Annotated in this window: 25 protein-coding genes; 12 read left to right on the forward strand and 13 right to left on the reverse strand. The window is 71.0% G+C overall.

Going from position 1 to position 25,059, the window contains the following annotated elements; genetic code table 11:
- Window positions 1-172: 172 nt before the first annotated feature.
- From QM641_RS06800 to QM641_RS06820, 5 genes are all read right to left on the reverse strand, one after another.
- On the reverse strand, window positions 173-619 hold the full coding sequence (locus tag QM641_RS06800; RefSeq protein WP_415114777.1) for a DUF4190 domain-containing protein: 447 nt from the start codon (window positions 617-619) through the stop codon (window positions 173-175).
- 94 nt (window positions 620-713) lie between these two features.
- On the reverse strand, window positions 714-2,177 hold the full coding sequence (locus QM641_RS06805; protein WP_415114778.1) for an aspartate ammonia-lyase: 1,464 nt from the start codon (window positions 2,175-2,177) through the stop codon (window positions 714-716).
- Between the two features lie 70 nt (window positions 2,178-2,247).
- Window positions 2,248-3,147 (reverse strand): phosphodiesterase, encoded by a 900-nt coding sequence (locus QM641_RS06810; protein ID WP_415114779.1) that lies wholly within the window; start codon window positions 3,145-3,147, stop codon window positions 2,248-2,250.
- 39 nt (window positions 3,148-3,186) lie between these two features.
- Complete coding sequence (locus QM641_RS06815; protein WP_415114780.1) at window positions 3,187-3,522, reverse strand: peptidase; 336 nt, start codon at window positions 3,520-3,522, stop codon at window positions 3,187-3,189.
- Complete coding sequence (locus QM641_RS06820) at window positions 3,519-4,703, reverse strand: inorganic phosphate transporter (RefSeq protein ID WP_415114781.1); 1,185 nt, start codon at window positions 4,701-4,703, stop codon at window positions 3,519-3,521. The genes QM641_RS06815 and QM641_RS06820 overlap by 4 nt, the downstream gene beginning before the upstream one ends.
- A 164-nt stretch (window positions 4,704-4,867) precedes the next feature.
- On the opposite strand from QM641_RS06820, the gene QM641_RS06825 reads away from it, so the two are divergent.
- Window positions 4,868-6,997, forward strand: a complete 2,130-nt coding sequence (locus QM641_RS06825; protein ID WP_415114782.1) for a S9 family peptidase — start codon at window positions 4,868-4,870, stop codon at window positions 6,995-6,997.
- A gap of 10 nt (window positions 6,998-7,007) precedes the next feature.
- Here QM641_RS06825 and QM641_RS06830 read toward each other — a convergent pair whose 3' ends face one another.
- On the reverse strand, window positions 7,008-8,036 hold the full coding sequence (locus QM641_RS06830) for a 6-phosphofructokinase (RefSeq protein WP_415114783.1): 1,029 nt from the start codon (window positions 8,034-8,036) through the stop codon (window positions 7,008-7,010).
- A 167-nt stretch (window positions 8,037-8,203) separates the two neighbouring features.
- On the opposite strand from QM641_RS06830, the gene QM641_RS06835 reads away from it, so the two are divergent.
- The gene (locus QM641_RS06835) at window positions 8,204-8,530 is read left to right on the forward strand and encodes a hypothetical protein (protein WP_415114784.1); all 327 of its coding nucleotides are present in this window, start codon (window positions 8,204-8,206) and stop codon (window positions 8,528-8,530) included.
- Between the two features lie 15 nt (window positions 8,531-8,545).
- Here the strand turns inward: QM641_RS06835 and QM641_RS06840 are convergent, their stop codons facing one another.
- The 6 genes from QM641_RS06840 to QM641_RS06865 all read right to left on the reverse strand — a co-directional run bounded on the left by QM641_RS06840 (window position 8,546) and on the right by QM641_RS06865 (window position 14,444).
- A complete protein-coding gene (locus QM641_RS06840) occupies window positions 8,546-10,705 on the reverse strand; it encodes a DEAD/DEAH box helicase (RefSeq protein WP_415114785.1) in 2,160 nt (719 codons plus the stop codon).
- Between the two features lie 335 nt (window positions 10,706-11,040).
- Window positions 11,041-11,997 carry a bifunctional riboflavin kinase/FAD synthetase gene (locus QM641_RS06845; protein WP_415114786.1) on the reverse strand — a complete coding sequence of 319 codons (957 nt, stop codon included), beginning with the start codon at window positions 11,995-11,997 and terminating at the stop codon, window positions 11,041-11,043.
- Entirely contained in the window at window positions 11,994-12,440 is a 447-nt protein-coding gene (locus QM641_RS06850; RefSeq protein ID WP_415114787.1) for a hypothetical protein, read from the reverse strand. The genes QM641_RS06845 and QM641_RS06850 overlap by 4 nt, the downstream gene beginning before the upstream one ends.
- A gap of 47 nt (window positions 12,441-12,487) precedes the next feature.
- A complete protein-coding gene (locus QM641_RS06855; RefSeq protein ID WP_415114788.1) occupies window positions 12,488-12,856 on the reverse strand; it encodes a hypothetical protein in 369 nt (122 codons plus the stop codon).
- Window positions 12,853-13,764, reverse strand: a complete 912-nt coding sequence (gene truB / locus QM641_RS06860) for a tRNA pseudouridine(55) synthase TruB (RefSeq protein ID WP_415114789.1) — start codon at window positions 13,762-13,764, stop codon at window positions 12,853-12,855. The genes QM641_RS06855 and truB overlap by 4 nt, the downstream gene beginning before the upstream one ends.
- Window positions 13,764-14,444, reverse strand: a complete 681-nt coding sequence (locus QM641_RS06865; protein WP_415114791.1) for a uridine kinase — start codon at window positions 14,442-14,444, stop codon at window positions 13,764-13,766. The genes truB and QM641_RS06865 overlap by 1 nt, the downstream gene beginning before the upstream one ends.
- Before the next feature lie 41 nt (window positions 14,445-14,485).
- On the opposite strand from QM641_RS06865, the gene QM641_RS06870 reads away from it, so the two are divergent.
- From QM641_RS06870 to QM641_RS06890, 5 genes are all read left to right on the forward strand, one after another.
- On the forward strand, window positions 14,486-14,749 hold the full coding sequence (locus QM641_RS06870; RefSeq protein ID WP_415114793.1) for a hypothetical protein: 264 nt from the start codon (window positions 14,486-14,488) through the stop codon (window positions 14,747-14,749).
- Window positions 14,746-15,123: a type II toxin-antitoxin system VapC family toxin gene (locus QM641_RS06875; RefSeq protein WP_415114795.1), complete on the forward strand. Its 378-nt coding sequence runs from the start codon at window positions 14,746-14,748 to the stop codon at window positions 15,121-15,123. Before QM641_RS06870 ends, QM641_RS06875 begins: the two co-directional genes overlap by 4 nt.
- A 20-nt stretch (window positions 15,124-15,143) precedes the next feature.
- The gene (locus tag QM641_RS06880) at window positions 15,144-16,004 is read left to right on the forward strand and encodes an A/G-specific adenine glycosylase (protein WP_415114797.1); all 861 of its coding nucleotides are present in this window, start codon (window positions 15,144-15,146) and stop codon (window positions 16,002-16,004) included.
- A 64-nt stretch (window positions 16,005-16,068) separates the two neighbouring features.
- On the forward strand, window positions 16,069-16,338 hold the full coding sequence (locus QM641_RS06885; protein ID WP_415114799.1) for a ribbon-helix-helix protein, CopG family: 270 nt from the start codon (window positions 16,069-16,071) through the stop codon (window positions 16,336-16,338).
- Window positions 16,339-16,343: 5 nt separating this feature from the next.
- Window positions 16,344-16,496 carry a hypothetical protein gene (locus QM641_RS06890; protein WP_415114801.1) on the forward strand — a complete coding sequence of 51 codons (153 nt, stop codon included), beginning with the start codon at window positions 16,344-16,346 and terminating at the stop codon, window positions 16,494-16,496.
- Here QM641_RS06890 and rbfA read toward each other — a convergent pair.
- Complete coding sequence (gene rbfA / locus QM641_RS06895) at window positions 16,493-16,930, reverse strand: 30S ribosome-binding factor RbfA (RefSeq protein WP_415114814.1); 438 nt, start codon at window positions 16,928-16,930, stop codon at window positions 16,493-16,495. The genes QM641_RS06890 and rbfA overlap by 4 nt on opposite strands.
- 576 nt (window positions 16,931-17,506) lie before the next feature.
- Between rbfA and QM641_RS06900 the strand changes: the two genes are divergently transcribed.
- From QM641_RS06900 to QM641_RS06920, 5 genes are read left to right on the forward strand one after another with little or no spacing between them, the layout of a single operon-like run.
- Complete coding sequence (locus QM641_RS06900; RefSeq protein WP_415114803.1) at window positions 17,507-20,038, forward strand: galactose oxidase-like domain-containing protein; 2,532 nt, start codon at window positions 17,507-17,509, stop codon at window positions 20,036-20,038.
- Entirely contained in the window at window positions 20,035-20,676 is a 642-nt protein-coding gene (locus tag QM641_RS06905) for a hypothetical protein (protein WP_415114805.1), read from the forward strand. Before QM641_RS06900 ends, QM641_RS06905 begins: the two co-directional genes overlap by 4 nt.
- Window positions 20,677-20,730: 54 nt before the next feature.
- Complete coding sequence (locus tag QM641_RS06910) at window positions 20,731-21,999, forward strand: glycosyltransferase (protein ID WP_415114807.1); 1,269 nt, start codon at window positions 20,731-20,733, stop codon at window positions 21,997-21,999.
- Entirely contained in the window at window positions 21,996-23,663 is a 1,668-nt protein-coding gene (locus tag QM641_RS06915; protein ID WP_415114809.1) for a glycosyltransferase family 39 protein, read from the forward strand. Before QM641_RS06910 ends, QM641_RS06915 begins: the two co-directional genes overlap by 4 nt.
- A complete protein-coding gene (locus QM641_RS06920) occupies window positions 23,660-24,814 on the forward strand; it encodes a glycosyltransferase (RefSeq protein ID WP_415114812.1) in 1,155 nt (384 codons plus the stop codon). Before QM641_RS06915 ends, QM641_RS06920 begins: the two co-directional genes overlap by 4 nt.
- Window positions 24,815-25,059 lie beyond the last annotated feature (245 nt).

The raw sequence follows: 25,059 nt of genomic DNA on the forward strand, positions 1-25,059 counted from the left end.
CCCCCCCACGAGTCACTGCCTGCCGAGCCCTTATCCCCGCGAGTCACTGCTTCGGCGTCGAATCACTGGCCTCCAGCGCAGTGACTCGCGTGTAGAGCAGTGACTCGGCGGGAGGGTCGGCGGGAGGGTCGGCGGGAGGGTCGGCGGGAAGGGAGGCGGGAGGGGAGGCGGGTCAGCCCTCGATCTCCGAGCACGGGACCTGCTGACCCCACACCTCCACGACGCCGGAACCGCCCGGGCCGCACTGCTGCGCCACCTGATTGCCGAGGTCGGCGAAGTAGACGAGCAGGGAGATGCCGACGACGATGCCCACGACCCCCAGCACCGCGCTGATGATGATCGCCGCCAGCGCGAATCCGTTCTTCGCGCCGGCCTTGCGGCTCTGCACGAGCGCGACGATCCCCAGGATCAGGCCGAACAGCTGAGCGAAGAACGACAGGACGAACGCCACGATCCCGAGGGTGCGTCCGGGAACCGGCCCCGAGCCGGTGTACGCCGGCGGCGGGGGCTGATACGCCGGCGGTGCGGCTGTGTACGCGGGCGGCGGCGGGTAGGCCGACGGTGCGGATGCCGCAGGGTCGTACGGCGGCGGCTGGTTCGGTGTCTGCGGATCTGTCATGGTGCCCTCCTCAGGCTCTGGGCCGGTTCCCCCCGGCACGTGCACGCTACCGACCCGACGCGCACGGCGCAAAGACGCGCGCGCGGCGCGGCGCTCATCCCTCGACGAGGTTCTCGGCGGCCTGCACGATCGGGATCGCCTGCGTCACCGTCTCCAGCCCGGAAAGACGCGCCGGGGACAGCTGCTTGTCGACCTCCTCGCGCGACATCAGGCCCGCCTCCACCACGAGGTCGGCGACACTACGGTGCGTGAGCAGCGCCGTCTTCGCGAGCGCGGCCGCCGCCGCGTACCCGATGAACGGGGTCAGCGCGGTCACGACGCCCACGGACGAGCCGACCATCGCGCCGAGGCGGTCGCGGTTGGCCGTGATGCCCTCGACGCAGTTCACCCGCAGCGTGTGCATGCCACGGCGCATCCACGTGATCGACTGGAAGATCGAGTGCGCGATCACCGGTTCGAAGGCGTTCAGCTGCAGCTGGCCGCTCTCGGCGGCCATCGTGACGGTGAGGTCGGCACCCGCCACCGCATAGGCGACCTGGTTGACGACCTCGGGGATCACCGGGTTCACCTTGCCGGGCATGATGCTCGAGCCTGCCTGCCGCGCGGGCAGGTTGATCTCGCCGAGCCCTGCCTGGGGGCCGCTGGAGAGCAGGCGCAGGTCGTTGCAGATCTTCGACAGCTTCATCGCGTTGCGCTTGAGCGAGGCCGAGAACGACATGAACGACCCGGTGTCGCTGGTGGCCTCGACCAGATCGGCGGCGGTGGCGAGGTCGAGCCCGGAGATCTCGCGCAGGTGCCGCAGCACCGCGGGCGCATAGGCCGGATGCGTCGTGATCCCGGTGCCGATCGCCGTCGCCCCCATGTTGACCTCGAACAGCAGGTGGGCGTTCTCGGTGAGCCGCTGGTGGTCGTACCCGAGGGTGGTCGCGAAGCCGTGGAACTCCTGGCCGAGGGTCATCGGCACGGCATCCTGCAGCTGGGTCCGGCCGATCTTGAGGATGTCGTGGAACTCGTCGGCCTTGACGAGGAACGCCTGGCGCAGCAGATCGAGCTCCTCCAGCAGGGTCTGCAGATCCAGGCTCAGCCCGATCTTCACGGCGGTCGGGTAGACGTCGTTGGTGGACTGGCTGCGGTTGGTGTGGTCGATCGGCGACAGGTAGGCGTAGTCGCCCTTCTCGCGGCCGGCGAGCTCCAGCGCGATGTTGGTGATCACCTCGTTCGCGTTCATGTTCGTCGACGTGCCGGCCCCGCCCTGGATGACCCCGACGACGAACTGGTCGAGGAACTCCCCGTCGATCACGCGCTGCGAGGCGCGGTCGATGAGGTCGGCGCGCTCGGGATCGAGCACCCCGATGTCGCGGTTCGCGCGCGCCGAGGCCTGCTTGACCATCGCGAGCGCCCGCACGAGGTCGGCGTACACCGAGATCGGCCGTCGGGAGATCGGGAAGTTCTCCAGGGCCCGGGCGGTGTGGATGCCCCAATAGGCGTCGTCGGGGATCGCCAGGGACCCCAGGGAATCGGTCTCGGTACGGGTGCGCGTCGTCGCGTCCTGTGTCATTCGTGAACGTCCTCATCGGTCTGACACCGTGGGCTGGTGCGCTTCCAGCCTAACGGCGGCAGGGGCGCCGTCACCGTTTGCGCGAGAACGCCTCCAGGCGCTCGTCGGGGGTGAGCGCGGCCATGCGCGCGACCCACTCCGCCGAGAACACGTCGCCGGTGGGCGCCTGGACAAGCGGCACGACGCTGTGCGTGATCGTGTCGTCGTAGACGTGCACGAGGTGGAACGACTGCCCGGCATCCATGCCGTTGACGCGCTCCGCGGGGCGCTGCAGGTTCATCGTGTAGCACGTGGCCGCCGCGACGCTCACCGGCACCCCCGCGAACGTTCCGCTCATGGAGTAGTGCAGGTGGCCGGCGAGGATGCCGCGCACGTCGCTGCCCGCCACGATCTCGGCCAGCTCCTCCTGATGGCGCAGCTCCAGGATGTCGAACAGCGGCACGTGCGAGGGAAGCGGCGGGTGGTGCATGGCCAGGAGCGTGCCCAGCGGCGCGGGCTCGGCGAGCACCTCGCCGAGCCACTCCCGCTGCGCGGCGTCGAGGTCGCCGTGGTGCCAGCCGGGCACGGTCGAATCGAGCGCGATCAGCCGCAGGCCGCCGAGGTCCCACACCCCGGTGACCGGCTCCTCGGTGGGCGCGGCATCGAGCAGCGCACGGCGCAGCGCCGACCGCTCGTCGTGGTTGCCGGCGACCCACACGATCGGGGCGCCGAGGCGCTCGGCGACCGGCTCGACGGCCGCCCGCAGCCGGTGGTAGGCCGCCTCGTCGCCGACGTCGGCGAGATCTCCGGTGAACACGATCGCGTCGGGGCGCACCTCGAGTCGCTCGAGCGCATCCAGCGCGGCCTGGAGGTTCGCGACGACGTCGAAGCGACCACCCAGCGCGGTCCCGTCGCCGAGCAGATGGGTGTCGCTCAGGTGGACGAGGACCCGCCGGGCGGGCGGGTGCACGCCGAACTGCACGGGCTGCATGCGGCCAGCCTAGGCCGCGCCCGCCGGCGCGCGCGACGGTCAGCGGCCGAGGACGATGATCACGATGCCGGCGAGCACCGCCAGGGCGCACAGGCCGAACGAGCCGTAGGCGCCCACCAGCGCCACACGCTTCTGCCCCTCGGTGAGCGGGCTCTTCTTGGCGGCCTTCGCAGCGGCCTTGGCCGCCCGCTGGGCCTCCTTCTCGGTGATCACCGTGATCGCGTCGGTGAACTCCGCAGGCGCCACCACGGGCGGTCGGCCGCCGCGCACGAGCAGGCGCAGTCCGATCGCATAGAACCCCACGACCAGGAGCGCGCCCGCCAGCGCCGCCGCGAACACCTGCACGAAGGCCAGCCAGTCGATCGACACGGTCATCGCCGCGATCCCCCCTTCGGCGCGGAGCGCTTGACCTTGACGGCCAGGGCGGAGTCGGCGACCTCGCTCATCGCGTTGTGCGCGTTGACCTCGTTGACCCGGGAGCGCCAGAACAGGAAGAGGATGATCGCCATGGCGATCACGGCATCCAGCAGCACGCCCCACATCCCGAGCCAGACCACCAGCAGTGCGGCGAACGCCCCCACCGCCGCGGAGGCGGGCAGGGTCAGCACCCAGCCGATCGTGATGCGACCGACCGTCCCCCACCGCACCTTCGAGCCGCGCCGGCCGAGTCCCGAGCCGATCACCGACCCCGACGCCACCTGCGTCGTCGACAGGGCGAAGCCCAGCGCGCTGGAGGCGAGGATCGTCGAGGCCGTGGAGGTCTCGGCAGAGAACCCCTGCGCCGGCTTGACGTCGGTCAGCCCCTTGCCGAGCGTGCGGATGATGCGCCACCCCCCCATGTAGGTGCCGAGGGCGATCGTGATGGCGCACGCGAAGATGACCCACACCTGCGGCTCGGTGTGGGCGCTGCTCTGCCAGCCGGCCATGACCAGGGCCAGGGTGATGACGCCCATCGTCTTCTGCGCGTCGTTCGTGCCGTGCGCGAGGGCGACCAGCGACGAAGTGAAGATCTGACCCCAGCGGAACCCGTCCCGCCCGTCCGGCTTGTTGTCGTCCCGGCGGGTGAGCGCATAGGCCACCCGCGTGGCGGCGAAGGCGATGACCCCCGCGGTCACCGGTGCGATCAGCGCCGGCAGCACCACCTTGCCGAGCACCACGCCGAAGTCGATCGAGAGCACGCCCGCCCCCACCATCGAGGCGCCGATGAGTCCACCGAACAACGCGTGCGATGAGCTGGAGGGAAGCCCCAGCAGCCACGTGAGCATGTTCCACGTGATCGCGCCGATCAGGCCGGCGAAGATGAGCGGCAGGAACGCCTCCGGGCTGATCTGGTCCTCGCGGATGATGCCGTGCGAGACCGTCTTGGACACCTCCGTGGACAAGAAGGCGCCCACGAGGTTCAGGGCGGCGGCCAGCATCACCGCCGTGCGCGGTTTCAAGGCCCCGGTGGCGATGGGGGTCGCCATCGCGTTCGCGGTGTCGTGGAACCCGTTCGTGAAGTCGAAGAACAGGGCCAGTGCGATGACCAGCAGCACGATCAAGACAGCGGTTTCCACTGTTCGCTTTCCGTTTTGTGTCGAAAGAGGATGCCGACGAGATCGGCGGTGCGAACGAACAGTTCACCGTGGCTTCAGGCTCCGGCAACCCGGAACACACAAATCCTCGCACATCATCCTGGGTGCGCAGTACCCCTCCCTGAGAGCTCGGCTAGCGTGGAGCGGTGACGAACGAACAGGCCGGCACCGCGGCATCCGACTCCCCGCCCGTCGCCGCCGCGCGACCCGTCGTGCGCCGTCACCACGGCGACGAGGTGGTGGACCGCTACGAGTGGCTGCGCGCCAAGGACGACGCCGACGTGCGGGCCCACCTGGAGGCGGAGAACCGTCACACCCAGGCGCGCACCGCCCACCTCGAGGCGCTCCGCGAGCGGATCTTCCAGGAGATCAAGGGCCGCACGCTGGAGACCGACCTCTCCGTCCCCTCGCGACAGGGCGACTGGTGGTACTACGGGCGCACCGTCGAGGGCAAGCAGTACGGCATCCACTGCCGCGCCCCGCTCGCTTCGCCCGACGACTGGACCCCGCCCGAGCTCAGCACCGAGGCGGACGTGCCCGGCGAGCAGGTGCTGCTCGACGGCAACGTCGAGGCCGAGGGGCACGACTTCTTCTCGCTCGGCACGTTCGACGTGTCCTCCGACGGGACGCTGCTGCTCTACGGCGTCGACACCGACGGCGACGAGCGCTACACGCTGCGGCTGCGGGACCTGCGCACCGGAACGGAGCTGCCCGACGAGATCCCGGAGACGTTCGCCGGCGCCGTGCTCTCTCCCGACGGCCGGTTCGTGGTCTACACGACAGTCGACGACGCCTGGCGGCCCGACACGGTGTGGCTGCACGAGATCGGCACCGACGTCGCCGCCGACACGCGGCTGTACCACGAGCCCGACGAGCGGTACTGGGTGGGCGCCGGGTTCACCCGCAGCGAGCGCTACCTCGTGATCGAGGTGGGCTCCTCGATCACGTCGGAGGAGCTGCTGGTCGATGCCGCCGACCTCCGCGCCGCGCCGCGTCCGGTGTGGCCGCGACGCGAGGGAGTGGAGTACTCGGCCTCGCACGCGGTCCTCGACGGCGAGGACGTGCTGTTCGTGCTGCACAACGACGGTGCGCTCGACTTCGAGCTGGTGAGGGTCTCGGCGGCCGACCCGGCCGGCGAACGCCAGGTCGTCCTGCCGCACGAGCCGGGCCGGCGGCTGCTGGGGGTGTCGTCCTTCCGCGACTGGGCCGTGGTGGGTTTCCGCCGCGACGGGCTGGCGCGCCTCGGCATGCTCGACTACCCCACCGGCGCGCTGACCGAGCTCGCCTTCGACGAGCCGCTGTACTCCGCGGGCATCGGCGGGAACGGCGAGTGGGCTCCCCCGGTGATCCGGCTGGGATACGCCTCGTTCGTCACACCCGGCACGGTCTACGACTACGTCGTCGCCACCGGGGAGCTGCTGCTGCGCAAGCGTCAGGTCGTCCTCGGCGACTACGACCCGCGGCAGTACGGGCAGGCGCGCGTGTGGGCCCCGGCCGCCGACGGCACACAGGTGCCCGTGTCGCTCGTCTGGAAGCGCTCGGCCGGCGAGCCCGGCGCCGCCCCCCGCCCGCTGCAACTGTACGGGTACGGCTCGTACGAGCACTCGATCGAGCCGGGCTTCTCGGTGGCGCGGCTGTCGATGCTCGACCGCGGCGTGGTGTTCGCCGTCGCACACGTGCGCGGCGGCGGAGAGCTCGGCCGGCGGTGGTACGAGGACGGCAAGCTCCTGCACAAGGGCAACACGTTCACCGACTTCGTCGACTGCGCGCGCCACCTCGTCGCGGAGGGCTACACGACCCCCGAGCTGCTGGTCGCCGAGGGCGGTTCCGCCGGGGGCCTGCTGATGGGGGCGGTCGCCAATCTCGCGCCGGAGCTGTTCGCCGGCATCCTCGCCGACGTGCCGTTCGTCGACGCCCTGACGACGATCCTCGACCCGTCGCTGCCGCTCACCGTGATCGAGTGGGACGAGTGGGGCGATCCGCTGCACGACGCGGAGGTGTACGCCTACATGAAGTCGTACTCGCCCTACGAGAACGTGCGCGAAGGCGTTCGGTATCCGCGCATCCTGGCGGTGACCTCGCTCAACGACACGCGCGTGCTGTACGTGGAACCGGCCAAATGGGTCGCACGCCTGCGCGAGGTCGGTGCCGACGCCCTGCTCAAGTGCGAGCTCGCGGCCGGGCACGGGGGCGTGAGCGGCCGCTACAACGCGTGGCGCGAGCGGGCCTTCGAGCTGGCCTGGCTCCTGGACGTGCTCGGTCTGGCGCAGGCCTGAGCGCCGCGAGTCACCCGAACAGGGCCGCGGCCTCCTGGTAGCGCTCCAGCGGCACCGTGTTGAGCTCGCCCAGGGCGTCGGCGAAGGGCACCCGGACGATGTCGGTGCCGCGCAGGGCCACCATCCTGCCCCAGGCGCCGTCGACGACCGCGTCGGCCGCGTGCAGCCCCAGGCGCGTGGCGAGCACCCGGTCGAAGGCGGACGGCGATCCGCCCCGCTGGATGTGGCCGAGCACCGTGGCACGTGTCTCGATGCCCGTGATGCGCTCGATCTCCGGCGCGAGCACCTCGCTGATACCGCCGAGCCGGGGCCGGTTGAACGCATCGAGCCCCTTGTCGCTGTATGCCTCGACCATGCCTTTGAGCGTGAAGCCCTCCGAGACCACCACGAGCGGCGCGCGGCCGCGGTCGTGGGCCTTCGTGACCTGATTGCAGATCTCATCGATCGTCATCGGCACCTCGGGAATGCACAGGGAGTGTGCCCCTGCGGCCATGCTGGAGTGCAGCGCGATCCAGCCCACGTGCCGCCCCATCACCTCGGCGACCATGCAGCGCTGGTGCGACTCGCCGGTGGTGCGCAGGCGGTCCATCGCGTCGGTGGCGATGTTGACCGCGGTGTCGAAGCCGAACGAGTAGTCGGTCGCGCGCAGGTCGTTGTCGATCGTCTTGGGCACTCCGATGACGTTGATGCCGTCGTTGTACAGGCGGTTGCCCGCGGCCAGCGTGCCCTCGCCGCCGATCGCGATGATGCCGTCGACGCGGTGCCGTTCGAGGTTCTTGGCCACGTTCTGCGCGCCGCCGCGCGGTCCGTCGTAGGGGTTGGTGCGGCTGGTGCCGAGGATCGTGCCGCCGCTTCTGGCGAGGCCCTTGACCTCGTGCCGCGTGAGCGGGAAGAAGTCGCCGTCGACGACGCCGCGCCAGCCGTCGCGGATGCCGACGAACTCGAGGTCGTGCGAGGTCGTTCCGCGCAGCACGACGCCGCGGATGACGGCGTTAAGGCCCGGGCAGTCGCCGCCGCTGGTGAGGATGCCGATCTTCATGGTGATGTCCTTCGGGTACGAAGTGGTGGACGGTCACGGCGACGCTGCCACACCCGACCCTAGTGCAGCGGTGCGGGCTGACCAACGGGCCCGGGTCGGGAGCCGACGCTCCCCCGGATCGACTCGAGCGCCGGGATGTCATGCCCCGCTACGGCACGCTCGCGCCCGTGATCACGGCCGCCGCCGACACATCGCCGCTGGCCGACCGGACGGTCCGCTTCCTGGCGGAGAAGACCGCTCGCGGGGTTCGACTGCTCAGCGCGCTGATCGGCGAGCGGCCCGCCCCGGTCGCGCTCGCCGGCGCGGTCGCCACCGACCCCGCCTTCCGCAGGAGGCTGGCCGCCGCCCTGCGCGCCGACGGCGACGAGGCGCCGGCGACGATCGTCGCACCCGCGCTCGACCCGCTCCGCGGCGCCGCTCTCCTCGCGTTCGAGGCAGCCGGCATCCCGTGGAACGACACCCGGCAGGTCCGCCTCGCGGCATCCGGCCGATGAAGGCAGCGCGCAGGGCTACGCGGCCCCGAGCGCCTCGCGCAGCAGGTGCATGAGGGCGGACAGCTGCACCGAGTCGCTGGATGCCGGGTCCACAGCGACGCCGTCGAGAGCGCGCTGCGCGAGCCCCTGCTTGGCGTCGATGAGCTCGGCGATCTTCGTGTCGATCGTGTGCGCGGCGATGATCCGCCACGCCGTGACCGGCTCGTCCTGACCGATGCGGTGGACGCGGTCGATGGCCTGCGTCTGCTCCGCGGCGGTCCAGCTCAGCTCGGCGAGCACGACGTTGGACGCGGCCTGCATGTTCACGCCCACGCCCGCAGCCGTCAGCGAGCAGACCGCGATCGCGACGCCCGGGTCGTTGTCGAACGCGTCGATCGCCTGCTGCCGGGCGGGGGTGGTCTGGTCTCCCCGGATCGAGACCGTGCGCAGCCCGACGGAGGCGAAGTGCGCCTCCGCGGCATCCATCACGTCGATGTGCTTGGCGAAGAACACGACCTTGCCGACCGAGCGCTGCAGCTGCGCGGCGTAGTCGGCGGCCAGCAGTGCCTTGGCCTGACCGATCCGGCGCACCATCGTGAAGACGTTGTCGGCGCCGGTGCCGGCGGCCTTGGACTCCTCCAGCTCGGCCTGCGCGACGAGACGGACGATGTCCTCGTCGACCTCGCCGATGCGCACGCGGTCGCCGCGCGCCTCGAGGATGGACCGGTACTTCGCCGCCAGCCGCTGTCCCAGCTCGCGCTCGGCGCGCTGGATCGACCGGCCGAACTCGTCGTCGAGCTCCACCGGGAGATCCGCGATGAGCTTGTCGGGGAGGTCGTGGGCGACGTCCTTCTTCTTGCGGCGCACGATGCCCATCGAGATCACCGCGTCGCGCGCCTCGGGATAGAACGCCTTGTCGGCCGGGGTGAGGCCGGTGGCGTCGAGCTTGGCCATCAACTCGGGACCGGGCTTCTCGCCGTTGGTCCAGCCGAGGAAACGCCAGATCGCGTCGAAGTCCTCGACGTCGTTGATCAGCGGCGTGCCGGTGAGGGCGAGCAGGAGCGGATCGCGCACCTGCTCGCGGATGCGGGAGGCCAGCGCCAGCACGTTCTGCGAGCGCTGCGAGCCGAGGTTCTTGATGAAGTGCGCCTCGTCGACGACCATGCCTTTCAGGCCGATCGAGCTCAGCCACGACAGGTGCCGGTCGAGCACTTCGTAGTTGACGACGAACACGTCCGCGAACGCGTCGATCGTCTCGCCGTCGCCATGGATGACCGTGGCCTTGCGCTGCGGCGTCCACCGCGCGACCTCGCGCGCCCAGTTCATCTTCACGACGTTGGGGACGACCGCCAGGAGCGGATAGGCGTTCGCGACGGATGCCGCCAGCACCGACTCCGCGGTCTTCCCGAGGCCCGGCTCGTCGGCCAGCAGGAACGAACGATGACCCGCACGGACGGCCTCCAGGAACCGCGACTGGTGGGGCATGACCTCCAGACCCTTGGGCGAGAGCCGGTCGAACTCGGGCACCGGGGGCAGCTCCATCGAGGCCGAGCCGCCGCCCGCGCCGGACTCGAACGCCTTGTACAGCGGCTGCATGAGCTCCCAGCCGTCGAGCCTCCGGCGCGGCGTGGCCGCGGGGGCGCGCAGCGTCAAGTCGGGGGCGAGGAACGGGTTGGCCTCGCGGCGGGCCTCGATCTGCGGCGGCACGACCTGGCGGTCGGCCAGCGCGGGCGGCACCACCGGGGCTGCGGGCGCGGGCGCGGCATCCGTGATGATCAGCTCGTCGGGCGCGAGCTCCGCCCCCGACTCGATCAGCCAGTCCCGGCGCATGCGGCGCGCCACCGGCGAGGTCGCCTGGTCGACCTCGAGCAGGTGGATCAGCGAGGTGTCGCGGGCCGCCGTCTTGGCGAGGATCGTCGCCACCCCGTCGAGGCGCTTGAGCAGCTCGGTGCGGGCGGCGAGGTCCACGGTCGCATCGGAGCGGACCCTCGCGCGCTCCTCGCGCACGAGGAACGCGATGACCTGGAACTTCACGCGGTTCGTGGGGCCGAGCTTGCCGCGCTGGGCCTTGGCCTCCACCTCGCGCACCTTGCGGGCGAGGATCGGGATGAGGGGCGCGTCCTCGTCGCGGCGCGCGGACGACGTCCTTCTGCGGTTCGGCGCAGTCCTCTGCGCGGTGGATGCCGTGGTCGGCATGCTCCTCCTGAGCGTGTGGCCGGTATACGCCGGCGTGGTCGCGAAGCGACCGCTTCTGATCGCCGCACGCGGGCGACGTGCGACGGGTTCGGCGAGGAACGGTCCTCCCGGCTGCGGGTACTCGCTTCGGCGAGCTGCGGCGATCGGGGCGACGAGATCCTTCACGCCCAGTGTAGCCGCACTGCGCGGCGTCCGTGCGCCGCTGGTGGCTGCACGCCCCGTGGGATGGCTCAGCAGCGGCCCCGGTGGTCCCGCTTACAGGGCGAACCGGGCCCGACGACGGGTTTCAGCCGCACTACGGCCACCTCGCCCTGTAAGCGGGACGCGGCGGCCGGTCAGGTGAGCAGGCGCCGGACGTCGGCGACGTCGGCGGTCATCTGCGCGACGAGGGCGTCGACGTCGTCGAAGGCCGCCATGCCGCGCACCCGGGCGACGAACTGCAGCTCGACCAGGTGCCCGTAGAGGTCGAGGTCGGTCTCGTCGAGCACGTAGGCCTCCACCTGGCGCGCGTGCACGTCGTCGAACGTGGGGTTGATGCCGACGCTGATGGCCGCGGGGTACCGGAGGCCGGGGCGCAGCCCGTCGGCCGACCCCTCGTCGACGAGCCAGCCCGCGTAGACGCCGTCGGCGGGCACGAAGCCCTCCAGCTGCGGCGACAGGTTCGCGGTGGGAAAGCCCAGCTCCCGTCCCCGGGCCATCCCGCGCACGACCTCGCCCCACACCGCGTGCGGACGGCCGAGCAGCCGCCGCGCGGCAGCCACGTCGCCGGCGTCGAGCAGCTCCCGGATCCAGGTCGAGGAGACCCGCCGACCGCCGATCGCACGCACGTCGGAGACGACGTCGACCTCGAACCCGTGCACCCGACCCAGCTCGCGCAGCAGCTCGGGGGTTCCCGCGCCGCCCCGGCCGAAGCGGAAGTCCGCTCCGACGAGCACCGTCCTCGCGTGGAGGGCCTCGACGAGGTAGCGCTCCACGAACGTCGTGGCATCGAGGCTCGCGAGCGCGTCGTCGAAGCGCAGCAGGAGCGTCGCGTCGATGCCGCTGTCGGCGAGCAGCTGCAGCTTCTGGTTCACGCCGATGAGGCTCACCGGGCACAGGTCCGGCCGCAGCAGCGCGAGCGGGTTGCGGTCGAACGTGACCGCAACGACCTTCGCCCCTCCCGGCGTCGCGTCCACACGCGCGCGCTCGAGCACCGCCCGGTGCCCGGCGTGCACGCCGTCGAACTTGCCGATCGCGACCACCGAGGGGCCGAACCCGGCCGGTACATCGCTCTCGTCGCGGAAGACGATCACGTGGCGACCGGCTCGGCGGCGGCATCCTTGACCGCGACCGGGACCGCGACGGGGTGCTTGGCCAGCCACCACAGGCCGAAGAAGGGCAGCACGAGCGGGATGAACAGGTAGCCGCGCCCGAACCACGACCACACGGTCTGGTGGGCGAACAGCTCCGGCAGTGCGAACGACAGCGCACCGACGACGATCACGCCGGCCAGCTCGAAGGTGATCGTGAGCCACGCGATGATGTACCAGCGGCGGGAGCCGGCGAACACGAGGGCGAGCGTCGCGACCAGGTAGACGACTGCGGCGACCGCGGACAGCGTATAGGCGACCGGCGCCTCGTCGAACCGCTGCACGATCTGGACGAACGAGCGACCGGTCGCGGCGAGCGCCATGATCGCGTAGACGATCACGAGCACACGGCCGATGCCGGTCACGCGGGGGCGGGACGAAGTCATGACCCGTCAATGATAGCGACCGCGCGACGGCAACCCGCCCATTCCGCTCAGGCCAGCTGGATGGTCCAGATGACGTGCATGCGCCAGACCATGACCGCCACGGCGAGAGCTGCGATGCCCATGATCACGGTGCTCCAGCGGCTGCGCTCCACGAGCGCCCACAGCACGGCGCCGGGCGGCAGCAGCACCGCCGAGACGAGGTACACCCAGTACTCCAGGAGGCTCCCGGTCGGAGGGTTTCCCGCCAGCGGGGCGATGATCGCGACGACGACCTGGACGATCAGCAGCAGCAGCACCGCGGCCATCGCGCCGACGCTGAGGTCGCTGGGGCGGCGCCCGGCGAGCCCCAGCACCACGCACAGCACTCCCGCGACGCTCGCCGCGATCACCTGGACGATCGAGAACCACAGGATCACGAAGCCTCCTCCGCCAGGTTCATGACGCTCTTGACGTCCTCGCCGCGCCGCTCGACGACGCCGACGAGCCGCCCTGCCGGATCGAGAGCCGCGGGCGTCGGCGACGGCAGGCGCGACGCGGCACCGATCAGCCGCTTGCCGTGCCGCAGGTCGCGCGCCTCGTCGGCTGTCACCGCGAAGACGCCGAGGACGGATGCCGCGACCTCGGCCGCGCTGCGCAGCTCGACCCCCGGCGCAAGATCGGCGACCGCGCCTGCGACGTCGAACGGCCCGATGCGGGTGCGGCGGAGCGCCGTCAGGTGGCCGCCGACGCCGAGCGCCGCGCCCAGGTCGCGGGCGAGAGCGCGGATGTACGTGCCGCTGGAGCAGTCCACGACGACGTCGAGGTCGAGCACGCCCTCCGCCCGCCGGACGGCGAGCACGTCGAAGCGCGACACGGTCACGCGCCGGGCCTTGAGCTCGACCTCCTCCCCCGCGCGGGCCAGGTCGTAGGCGCGGCGCCCGCCGACCTTGATCGCCGAGACGCGGCTGGGCACCTGGGCGAGCTCGCCGGTCAGCGCGGCGACCCCGGCGCGCAGGGCGTCATCGGTGACGGCGGCGACGGCCGCGGCATCCGCTCTCGCCGTCTCGGCGCCGTCGGCATCGTCGGAGTCGGTGGAAACGCCCAGCCGGATCGTCGCCTCGTAGGTCTTGTCGAGTCCGACGAGGTAGGTGAGCAGGCGCGTCGCGGCGCCCACGCCGAGGATCAGCAGGCCGGTCGCCATCGGGTCGAGCGTGCCGGCGTGCCCGATCCTGCGGGTCTGCAGGGCGCGGCGCGCCCGCGCGACGACGTCGTGGCTCGTGATGCCGCCGGGCTTGTCGACGAGCAGGATGCCGTTCGGCGCGGCCCCGAGCCGGTCCCCGGCCATCAGCAGAAGTCCCGGTACACGCGGGTCGGAGCGGCGGGGTCGGTGTTGTCGACGATCGCCGAGGCGGCGGCACGCGGGTCGCCGTCGCGCAGGTAGAGCTCGAACCCCTGCCGGTAGCGCGCGTTCGACGGCGCGGCCGGGTCGGGGTCGGTGCCGTCGCGTGCCGCCATCCGGGCGTACGCCACGTCGACCGGCACGTCGAGCCACACCGACCAGTGCCAGAGCCCGCGAAGCTCGGGCCGGTGCAGGAAGAGCCCGTCGACGATCAGGTACGCGTCGCGCGGAGCCGTCGTCCAGTCCGCCTCGACGGGGGCATCACGGTCGAGGTCGAATGCGCGCAGCTGGAAGCCGGTTCCCACGTCCCCGCCGCCGCGGAACGGATCCACCAGCACCCGCCGGAACGTCGTGAGGTCGTAGGAGTCGCGGTAGTGCCCCTCGGGTGACCTGCGTCCGCGCGCATACCGGTCGGCGCGCGGCCGGTGGAAGTCATCGAGCGAGGCATGGAACACGGCCACGTCCTCCTCGGCGAAGACCTTCGCGAGGTTGCCGGCGAAGGTCGTCTTGCCGGCCCCATCGATCCCGTCGACCCCGATGAGCACGCGGCCCCGCCGGTTGTGCTGCCGCACCTCGTCGCGCAGCGATCGCCACAGCGTCGAGGCGGGCGTGGTGGGCAGGCGCATGGCACCAGCCTACGGTTGCGACCGGGTGGTACACTCCTGTCATGACGACGGTACACCCGCGCATCCAGGTGACGCCGAACGACGAGCTCCTCGCCGCGCTGGAGCGCGCCGCCGAGCGCTGGCCCGGCGCCTCGCGGAGCGAGCTGGTCCTCCGGCTCGCTCTCGCCGGAGACCGGTCCGGTGCAGAGGAGCACGTGCGGCGCGCCGCCGATCGTGCGGCTGCTCTGACACGCCTGCGCGCGCTCGCCGGGGAGCTCCACTCTCCCGACGAGCGCGAGCGCCTCCGCGCGGAGTGGGCGCGATGATCCTCGATGCCAGCGTCGTCATCGCTCTCCGTTCGGAGCATGACCGGCATGCCGGACGCGCCGCGGCGCTCCTGGCGCGGGCGGACGACCTGATCATCCACCCGGTCACGCTCGCCGAATGCCTCGTGGTCCCGGCTCGGGCGGGCATCGCGGACGAGGTGCGCGATGCACTCGTCGACGGGCTGGGCCTGCGGCTGTGGACGCCCGATGAGGACGAGCCCGTCCGCGTGGCGACTGTCCGCGCGCAGACTAGGGTCGCGCTGCCGGACTGCTACGTGCTCGTGCTTGCCGAGCAGCTCGGCGCGCCGCTCGCGACCTTCGACCAGGGGCTCCGGTCGGCGGCCGCGGCACGCGGTGTCGAGGTCGTGGGCTGACCCGCGCCTATGCTGAGCGGATGCCGGATCTCGCGACCCCGCTCATCGCGTGGTACCGCGACAACGCGCGCGACCTCCCGTGGCGACGCCCCGGGTTCGGGGCGTGGGGGGTGCTCGTGAGCGAGTTCATGCTGCAGCAGACGCCGGTCGCTCGCGTGGTCCCGCACCTGGAGGCCTGGCTGGACCGGTGGCCGACCCCGACCGCGCTCGCCGCCGACGCGCCGGCCGAGGCGGTGCGGCAGTGGGCGAACCTGGGCTATCCGCGCCGCGCGCTGTGGCTGCACCGCGCCGCGGTGCAGATCCGCGACCGGCACGAGGGCACCGTGCCCCGCGATGTCGCGGCGCTCCTGGAGCTCAGCGGCATCGGCGACTACACCGCGCGGGCGGTGGCGGTGTTCGCGTACGGCGACCGGCATCCCGTCGTCGACACGAACACCCGACGCGTGCTCGCCCGTGCGATCGAGGGACGCAGCCAGCCCGGCGCGCCCTCGAAGCGCGATCTCGACGCGATGGCGGCGATCCTGCCCGAGGCGCCGGCCGATGCCGCGATCGTCGACGCCGCGACGATGGAGCTCGGCGCCGTCGTCTGCACCGCGCGCACGGCGCGCTGCGACATATGCCCGATCGCGCATGCATGCGCGTGGCGGGCGGCCGGCTACCCCGACACCGGCGACGAGCGCCGCCGTCAGGCCCGGTACGAGGGCAGCGACCGGCAGGCGCGCGGTGCGGTGCTGAGGGCGTTGAGAGCTGCCCATGCCATGCCGCAGGATGCCGTCATCCCGGACTGGCCCGATCCGCTCCAGCGCGACCGCGCGATCGACTCGCTCGTCGCCGACGGGCTGGCCGAGGCATCCGGCGGCACGCTGCGTCTGCCGAGCTGATCCGCGTCAGCGCGCGGCCGGCGAGACATGCACATGCATGTGCATGCAGGAGTGGGCTTCATCCATGGCGATGCTGGAGAAGCGGGTTCAGGTGCTGTTCGACACCGAGCTGTACGCGCGACTGGAGGCCGAGGCGCGCGCCGAGCGGACGAGCGTCGGGGCCATCATCCGCGAGGCGGTCGAGACCCGACTGAACCGTCGACGCGCCGACGCACAGGCCGCGCTCGAGCGCCTGTTCGCGCGCGCCGATGCCCATCCGACGCCGACGCCACTGGACTGGGCGCACACGAAGGACGATCTTCTGGACTCCCCGGTGCTCCGCGAGATCTCATGAACCCCATGGGCGAGGATGCGGTGCTCATCGACGCCTCGGTGATCCTCCACGCACTCGGCGCACCGGCCCTCGCCTACGGCATCGAGACCATCGCGTCGTCGGATCCGGCGTTCGACGGAATCCCCGGACTGAGACGGGTGGATCCGCTGCGAGGCTAGTCGTCCGCGTCGGCCTCGCGCGGCTTGACGTACGGGTCGGCGTCGCCCGCGTACTGGGCGGATGCCGCGAGCCCGGCGACCGCCTCGTCGCGCTCGCGCGCCTCGCGCAGGAGGTCGGCGATGTGGCCCGCGTTCTCGGGCAGCGCGTCGTGGATGAACTCCAGCGTCGGGGTGAGCCGCACTCCGAGCTGGCGCCCGATGGCGCTTCGGAGCATGCCGGTGGCCGAGGTCAGCGCCGCAGCCGACGACGCCCGCTCCTCGTCGGACCCGAGCACCGTGTAGAAGACCGACGCGTGCTGCAGGTCGCCCGTCACGCGCACGTCGGTGATCGTGACGAACCCGAGGCGCGGGTCGCGCAACCCCTTCTCGAGACGCTCCGCGAGAAGCACGCGGATGCGATCCGCGAGCCGCGCCACCCTGTCGCTGCCGGCCATGATCGTGTCTCCGTTCTCGCGCCCGCGACGCGCCATGATCGATGCCGCAGGCCCGATCCAGCCCGGCACTGCCAGGATAACCGGGCGTCGAAGACCAGCTCTCGCCCGTCTCGCGTTTCGCCGTCATTAAGAAGGGGTGAACCGCGGGCGAAGTTTCGCCCCTTCCGCCACACCCCCGAACCTGTCTCCCGCACCCTTTCCATCGCCTGTCCGGGACCAGTGCAGCCCCTGAGCAGAGCGCTCGGATTAACAACTCGGCCGGGTCTTTTTCGGCACCGGCCGAACAGCCGACGTCGAAGCGGAACAGGCCGCCCGCGGCCTCTCGGACGACCGCGACACGCCCGCCGATCCGAATTTCGAGGAGTTCCCCTCATGCGACTCGGAGCAATACCGTGACGACTGCAACACGTTGGGCACCGTCGCCACAGGTGGCTGAGCCTGACGGGGAACCCGGCCGGCACCGCCATCCACCGCACTACGGGGATGTGGGATCCCCAGGAGCGGGCCATTTTCTGCTGTCACACAACGCGAGTCTGACGCCGTCGACCGAAGGTCGGGTGCGTCGCTGGGGGACCCGTGAACGTTCTGCGCTCCATCGCCGTCACCGCCGCCGCAGCACTTCTGCTCGTCGTGCTCGGCGTCACGATCGCGCCACCGCCGACCGCATCCGCGGCGCCGGAGAACCTCGTCGCCAACGCCTCGCTCGAAGCGGGCGCGTGGCCGGACTGCTTCCACGCGAGCGGCTGGGGCTCAGAGGGCGAATGGGCGTTCGTCGACGGTCACGACGGCGACCGCGCGGTCGCCGTCACGATCGGCGCGTACACCGGCGGCGACCGCAAGCTCCTGCAGACCGAGTCGGATGCCTGTGCGCCCGCCGTCGCGGCGGGCTCGACGTACGAGCTCGGGGTCTGGTACTCCTCGACGGTCCCCGTCCAGCTCACCGCCTTCCGGCATGACGCCACCGGCTGGACGTACTGGGCGGACTTCGCGGTGCTCCCGGCATCCGCCACCTGGTCGCAGGCCGTCGCGACGACCCCGGCCGTCCCGGACGGCACCGATCGGATGGTCTTCGGCCTCGCGCTCTCGGCCAGCGGCACCCTGGTCACCGACGACTACTCGCTCTGGGCGACCGGCACGGACGAGCCCGAGGTGCCCACCGTGACCGACAACCTGATCGTCAATCCCGATCTCGCCGAGGGATCGGGGGACGTTCCGGACTGCTTCATGCTGGCCGGCTGGGGCGACAACGGCGCGACCGGCGCGATCAGCGCCGACGTGCCGGCGACCTCTCCGGCAGGTGCGCGTTCCTTCACCATCTCGATGGCCGGCCGCTCGTCCGGTGACGCGAAGCTGCTGCAGTCCGAGGCGCCCGGGTGCGCGCCAGGGGTGACGGCGGGGACCAGCTACGAGCTCGCCGTCAGCTATCGCTCGACGTCGGCCGCCACCGGCCTGACGGCGTTCCAGCACACGGCCACCGGCTGGTCGTACTGGACCGAGCTCGGCGAGCTGCCGCCCACCAGCGGCTGGGAGAGCACGACGGTCGCCCTTCCCGTCGTGCCCGACACCGTCGACCGCGTCGCTTTCGGTGTCTCCGTCGCAGCGGACGGGGAGCTCTCCACGACCGGCTATGCCCTGCGCGCGATCACTCCCGACCCCGACCCCGGCCCCGACCCGGCCGGCGATCCGGCCGAGATCGGCTCATGGGAGGTGCTCGACGCGCCCATGCCGGTGCGCGCGATCCACACGACGCTCCTCCACGACGGCCGCGTTCTGCTGGTCGCCGGAAGCGGCAACGACGGGACGGCCTTCGCGGCAGGAAGCTTCACGGCGGTGGTGTGGAACCCGGCGGACGACACCTATCTCGACGTGCCGGTGCCGTACGACATGTTCTGCGCGGGCCATGTGACCCTTCCCGACGGGAAGGTCCTCCTCACGGGCGGCACCGAAGCGTTCCCCGAGGAGGACCAGGGGCCGAACACCTTCAAGGGCAGCAGGAAGAGCTACTACTTCGATCCCGCGGACGACCAGTTCCACCCCACCGCCGACATGGCCGGCGCCCACTGGTATCCGACCCTGACGAAACTGGGCAACGGAGACCTGTGGGCTGCCGGCGGGCTCGACGAGAAGGCCGAGGGCACCGTCCTCACCGAGATCTTCGACTCCTCCGAGATGCGCTGGCTGGCACCCGGCGAAGTGCCTCAGACGTGGAGCTTCTGGGGCACCTATCCGCACATGTATCTGCTGGACGACGGGATGCTGTTCTACGCGGGCGGTCACACGTTCGGCAACGGGCTCCCCGGCACGGGCGCCTCCCTCTACGACTGGACGACCGCCCAGATGTGGGATGTCCCGGGGCTGCGCCAGAAGGACCTGCGCGACCAGGCCGGCTCCGTGCTGCTGCCCCCCGCGCAGGACCAGCGTGTCATGATCGTCGGCGGGGGGAACACCGACAGCAACGTGCCGGCGATCAACCTGGTCGACATCATCGACCTCTCGCTGCCCGCCCCGGAGTACACGCCCGCTGCCGACCTGCCCGGCCCGGGCAAGGCCTACGTCAACGTGCTCAATCTTCCCGACCGCACCGTGCTGGCGGCGGACGGGGCCCGGCTCAATCGTGCGGACGACGTGCTCACCGCGGCGATCTTCGACCCCGTCACGAACGCGTGGACAAGCATCGGTCCCGATCCGGTCGGGCGGAACTATCACTCGACGTCGCTCGTGCTCCCCGACGGACGGGTCGCCGTCTTCGGCTCCAACCCGGCCGACAACTCGTTCGAGCAGCGGATCTCGATCTACCTCCCCGCCTACCTGCACCGCGGCGAACGACCGACGATCACCTCTGCACCGCAGACCCTGACGTACGGCGAGGTGTTCGACCTGCAGCTCACCGGCGACGTCACCTCGGCCTCGCTCATGTCGCCCATGTCGTCGACGCACCAGACCGACACGAACGCGCGCCTCGTCGACCTTCCGATCGTCGGCGCGGGAGACACACGGACGGCCCAGGTCCCGGCCAATCCGAACCTGCTGCCGCCGGGACCGTACATGCTCACCGTGCTGGATGCAGACGGTGTGCCGAGCACAGCGGAGTGGGTGTGGGTGCAATGAGCAGCTTCCTCGGCGAACGCGGCGGCCGGCGCCGCGCACTGATCGCGGTCGCCGCAATCGCATCGATCGTGCTCGTCGGCGCGGTGTTCCTGTGGCCGCGCGGCGCGGCCACCAGCACCGAAGACGTCGTCACCGGCGAAGACCTGCACGAGCACCACGCGCTCCCCACCGTCCAGGCGAGCGGAGCACCGCTCGCGGTCGACATGACGACGGCCGAGGTCGTGCAACCTCCCGCGGGGGCATCGGCCGGAGACCTGGCGCGCACGTCGCTGGCCGAAGCGAGCTCGGCCGCACCGGAGACCAGTCGCGCGGACTCGCTCGGTACGCCGCGTGCGGCCATCGATCCGGACGAGGTGCTGGCGTCGGGAATCGCTCCGGGCGGATGCCACGCCTCCTACGGCGACGACGGGCAATGCCTGCCGGTGATCCCGCCGAGCATGGCGGCGCACGCCGCACAGATGCTGCAGGCCGGCGAGGACCCGCTCTCGATGCCGCACCCATGGACCTGCACCGAGGTCGTCCAGCTCTTCCCCGACGGCATCTCTGTACGAGCCCCGGATGACGACCCCGACCGACTCGACGGAGACGGCGACGGCCTGGCGTGCGAGCCCGACGATCCGGCATCCGCCGTCCCCTGAACCTCAGACCATCCGCCCAGGCCCAGCAACCCGAATTCTGCCCAGGAGCGTCACATGATCATCGCATCCGTCCTACTGATCGCCTTCGCGTTGCTGCTGCTCGCGGTCTCGGTGAGCACCCTCTACGCCGCGACCTACGCGTGGTGGGATCCGGGCGCACGCGCCAGCACCGGGTACCCGGATCTCGACGGCGACGACGCGCACAGCTTCTCGCTCATCATGCCGTGCCGCCACGAGACGGAGGAGGTCATGCGGGCGACGCTGCAGAGGCTGCTCTCGCAGAGCCACCGTGAGCTCGAAGTCCTCATCTCGGTCGGTCACGACGACCCCGCCACGACGGCCATCGCCCGTCGCCTTGCCGCCGAGAGCCCCGATCGGGTGCGCGTGGCCGTCGACGACAGCCCCGTGAAGAACAAGCCGCGGCAGCTCAACTCGGCGCTGCGGCAGTGCCGCAACGACATCGTCGGCGTGTTCGACGCGGAGTCGGTCGCCGCCCCGGATCTGCTCCGCAACATCGACAACAGCTTTCGCAGGACGGGCGCCGATGCCGTCCAGGGCGCGGTCCAGCTGATCAACTACCGCGACACGTGGTTCTCGCTGCGCAACTGCCTCGAGTACTTCATCTGGTTCAGTTCGCGTCTGCACATGCACGCCAGGCTCGGATTCATCCCGCTGGGCGGCAACACCGTCTTCGTCCGTCGCGCGCTGCTGGAGGACGTCGGCGGCTGGGACGAGGAGTGCCTCGCCGAGGACTGCGAGCTCGGGGTGCGCCTGTCGACAATGCAGCGGCGCATCGTGGTCGCCTACTCCCCCGAGCTGGTGACCCGGGAAGAGACGCCCGACACCGTACGCGCTCTCGTCAAACAGCGCACACGCTGGTCGCTGGGCTTCATGCAGGTCTATTCGAAGGGCCTGTGGCGTCGCCTGCCCACCCTGCGCGAGCGCGCGACGGCGTGGTGGACGCTGACGCAGCAGCACCTGGTCGCGCTGACCGGGATCGCCATCCCGCTTGCCATCGTCCTCGCGATCTGGGCCAAGTTCCCCCTGCCGGTCACGATGGTCACCTTCCTGCCGCTCGTGACGACGATCGCGACCGTTGCACTCGAAGCCTGCATGTTCCGCGAGTTCGGGCGCGATCACGGCCTGCCGGTCACCGCACGGGACTACGCGGTGCTCGCCCTCAGCACACCCGCCTACCAGCTCCTGCTCGCGATCGCCGCCCTCCGCGCCTATGTGAAGTTCCGTGGCGGGGACTTCCGGTGGGAGAAGACCGCGCACTCCGGCAGCCACCTCGGCTATCTCAGCGCGGAGGTCGCGCGATGACGATCACGGCACCGGAGAACCCGGATCTCGCACCGGCGGACGAGGCGGCCGTAGGTTCGGCGATCTCCTCCCCGGCGCCCGAGCGCCCGGCCGTGCGCATCCGGCGCCGCGCGGTCGCGTGGCTCGCTCGGCCGGAGAACGCCGTACCGCTCGCGATCTTCGTCGTTGCGCTGGTCATCGGCACGTGGAACGTGGCCGGCTCGCCGGCGTTCCAGGACGACGAGGGCACCTATGTCGCGCAGGCCGTGGCGGTGCAGAACGGCACCCTCGCTCCCTACACCTATTGGTACGATCACCCGCCGCTCGGGTGGATCCAGCTCGCGGCGCTCGGCTGGATCCCGCAGCTGCTGGGCCTCGGCGGCGGTTCGGACCTCGCCGCGATGCGATACGTGTCGGCGTTCCTGTTCGCCGTCACCGCGACGATGATCTTCCTGCTCGCCCGGCGCATCCGGATCTCGCTGCCCTTCGCCCTCGCCGCGGCCACGATCTTCGTGTGCTCCCCGCTGTCGCTCACGCTCGGCAGGCAGGTCTTCCTCGACACCGTCGGCATGCCGTGGGTCCTCCTGGCCCTCTACCTCGCGCTCTCCCCCCGCCGCGCCCTCTGGGACCATGTCGCGGCCGGCGTCGCCTTCGCGATCGCGATCCTCTCGAAGCTCACGCTCGCCGCGTTCGGCCCCGCGCTGCTGCTCGCCACGGTCGGACAGCACCGCTGGCGCGGCCGCTCGTTCTCGGTGGTCGCCTTCCTGACCATCGGCGCACTCGTCATCGCGCTCTATCCCCTCATGGCGCTGCTGCGGGGCGAACTGCTGGCCGGCCCGGATCACGTGTCGCTGCAAGACGCCCTCGCATACCAGTTCCTGTCCCGATCAGGATCCGGCTGGATCTGGGAGGCCGGGTCATCCAGGCACGAGCTGCTCACCTCCTGGTTCTTCCTGGACGGCTACATCATCGTCGGCGGCGTCGCCGGGGCGCTCGTGTGCGCCTTCGCGGCGAGCACACGGTGGATCTCGGTCGCCATCGTCTGCTTCGCGCTGCCGATCGTCGCGAGCCAGGGCTATCTGCCCGCGATGTACATCATCGGCGCCCTGCCGTTGCTCAGCCTCGCCATCGGCGCCGGAGCCTTCCTCACCTGGAGCGGTCTGCAGAGCCTGCTTCGCAATCGGATGCCGGCGACCCGGGCCGGTGGCCCGTTGGCCGCGGCCGTCATCGGTCTGCTCGTCGTGCTGATACCGCTCGAGCAGTGGGTCGCCCGTGGCACGCCGCTGCTGATGGCGGACGAGAACAGGGACTGGCGACGCACCCTGGAGTGGGTGGACCGGCATCTGCCCCGCGAAGATGTCGTCGTCGTTCCGTACTCGCTCTGGCAGGACGTCGACAAACTCGGATGGAACGACCCCTGGCGCGCCATCGTGCTGGAGAAGGTCGACCTCGATTCGGAGTTCGACGCCGTGCACCCCGGGGGCTGGCGCGACATCGACTGGATCATCGACGGCCCGACGGTGGCGCCGAACATCGACTACCTGGGACTCGAGACCGCGCGGCAGGCGTACGACAACTCCCGAGTGGTCGTGAGCTTCGGCGCGTGGAACGTGCGCCAGGTGCACGACTCCGAAATCGCCCCGCCGCACGCTGACGCCACCCGAGACGAAGGGAACGACCAATGAACGCCACCATCATTGTGCCCACATTCAACGAGGCACCGAATGTCGCCGAGATCGTGCGACGCCTGAACGACGCCGTCGGCACCGGCGCCGCTGAGATCCTCTTCGTCGACGATTCGTCCGACGACACGCCGCAGGCCGTCGCGCACGCGGCGCAGTGGAGTGCCATCCCGGTTCGCGTCATCCACCGGGAGGAGGCGATCGGGGGACTCAGCGGCGCCGTCGTGGAGGGCCTCCAATCCGCGGCGACCGATTGGTGCGTGGTCATGGACGGCGACCTCCAGCATCCCCCGGAGATGGTGCCGGTGCTGCTGCAGTCGGCCCAGGCCACCGGCGCTGATGTCGTCGTCGCCTCGCGCCACGTGCGAGGCGGGAGCAACCAGGGGCTCAGCGACGTGCGACGTAGGCTCGTCTCGAACGGCTCGATCGCGCTCACGCGGGCCATGTTCCCCGCGCGGCTGCGAAACTGCACCGACCCGATGACCGGCTTCTTCGCGGTTCGGCGCTCATCGGTCGACATCGATGCGCTGCGCCCCCGCGGCTTCAAGATCCTGCTCGAGATCCTGGCCCGACACCGGATGCAGGTGGTCGAGGAGCCGTTCATCTTCGCGGAGCGCCACGCCGGCGAATCGAAGGCGGACCTGGCGCAAGGCATCCGCTTCCTGCGTCAGCTCGCTGCGCTGCGGTTCGGCCGCATGTCGCGGTTCGCCGCGATCGGCGCGATCGGCGCCGTCGCGAACCTCGCGATCATGGCGGCTCTGGTGGCTCTCGGGATCGGCTACGTGATCGCGGCCACCGTGGCGGCCGCCGTGACGATACTCGGCAACTTCTTCCTGCAGGAGATCTTCGTCTTCCGCGACCTCCGACACGAAGGCCGATCGTTCTGGCACAGGTTCGTCGCCTCTGTCGGCTTCAACACCATCGAGTCGATGCTGCGCCTGCCGTTGCTCTATCTGCTCGTGGAGACCACGCCGGTGCCGAGCGTCATCGCGCAAGGCGTCACGATCCTGGTCGCATTCGTGATCCGGTTCGTCTTCATGTCACGTGTCGTCTATCGTCCTCGGCGCACGACTCCCGTCAGCCCCCTCCTCGCGCGGACCATCGCACCGCAGAGCGAGACGACGGTGCCGCACGCCACGAACGGGTCAGTATGAGCGGTCGCCGCCGACGTCCCTGCTGATCCGGTGCAGGCCAGGGCGATCCCCCGTAGCCTCCCGGAGGCCTGCACCGGCCAGAGGCGGGCTCTCCCCCAAGCCCGCCCCGGGGGTCGTGGCGCCTCGAGCGTCACGACCCCTTCTGCTCAGCCGCGCGGCTTTTCCACCAGCTCGGTCGTCTCGATCTCGTCGCCGACCTGGATGTCGTTGTACTTGCCGAGGCCGATACCGCACTCGAAGTCGGT

Origin of the sequence: Microbacterium sp., assembly GCF_047605725.1 — a bacterium.
Classification (GTDB): domain Bacteria; phylum Actinomycetota; class Actinomycetes; order Actinomycetales; family Microbacteriaceae; genus Microbacterium.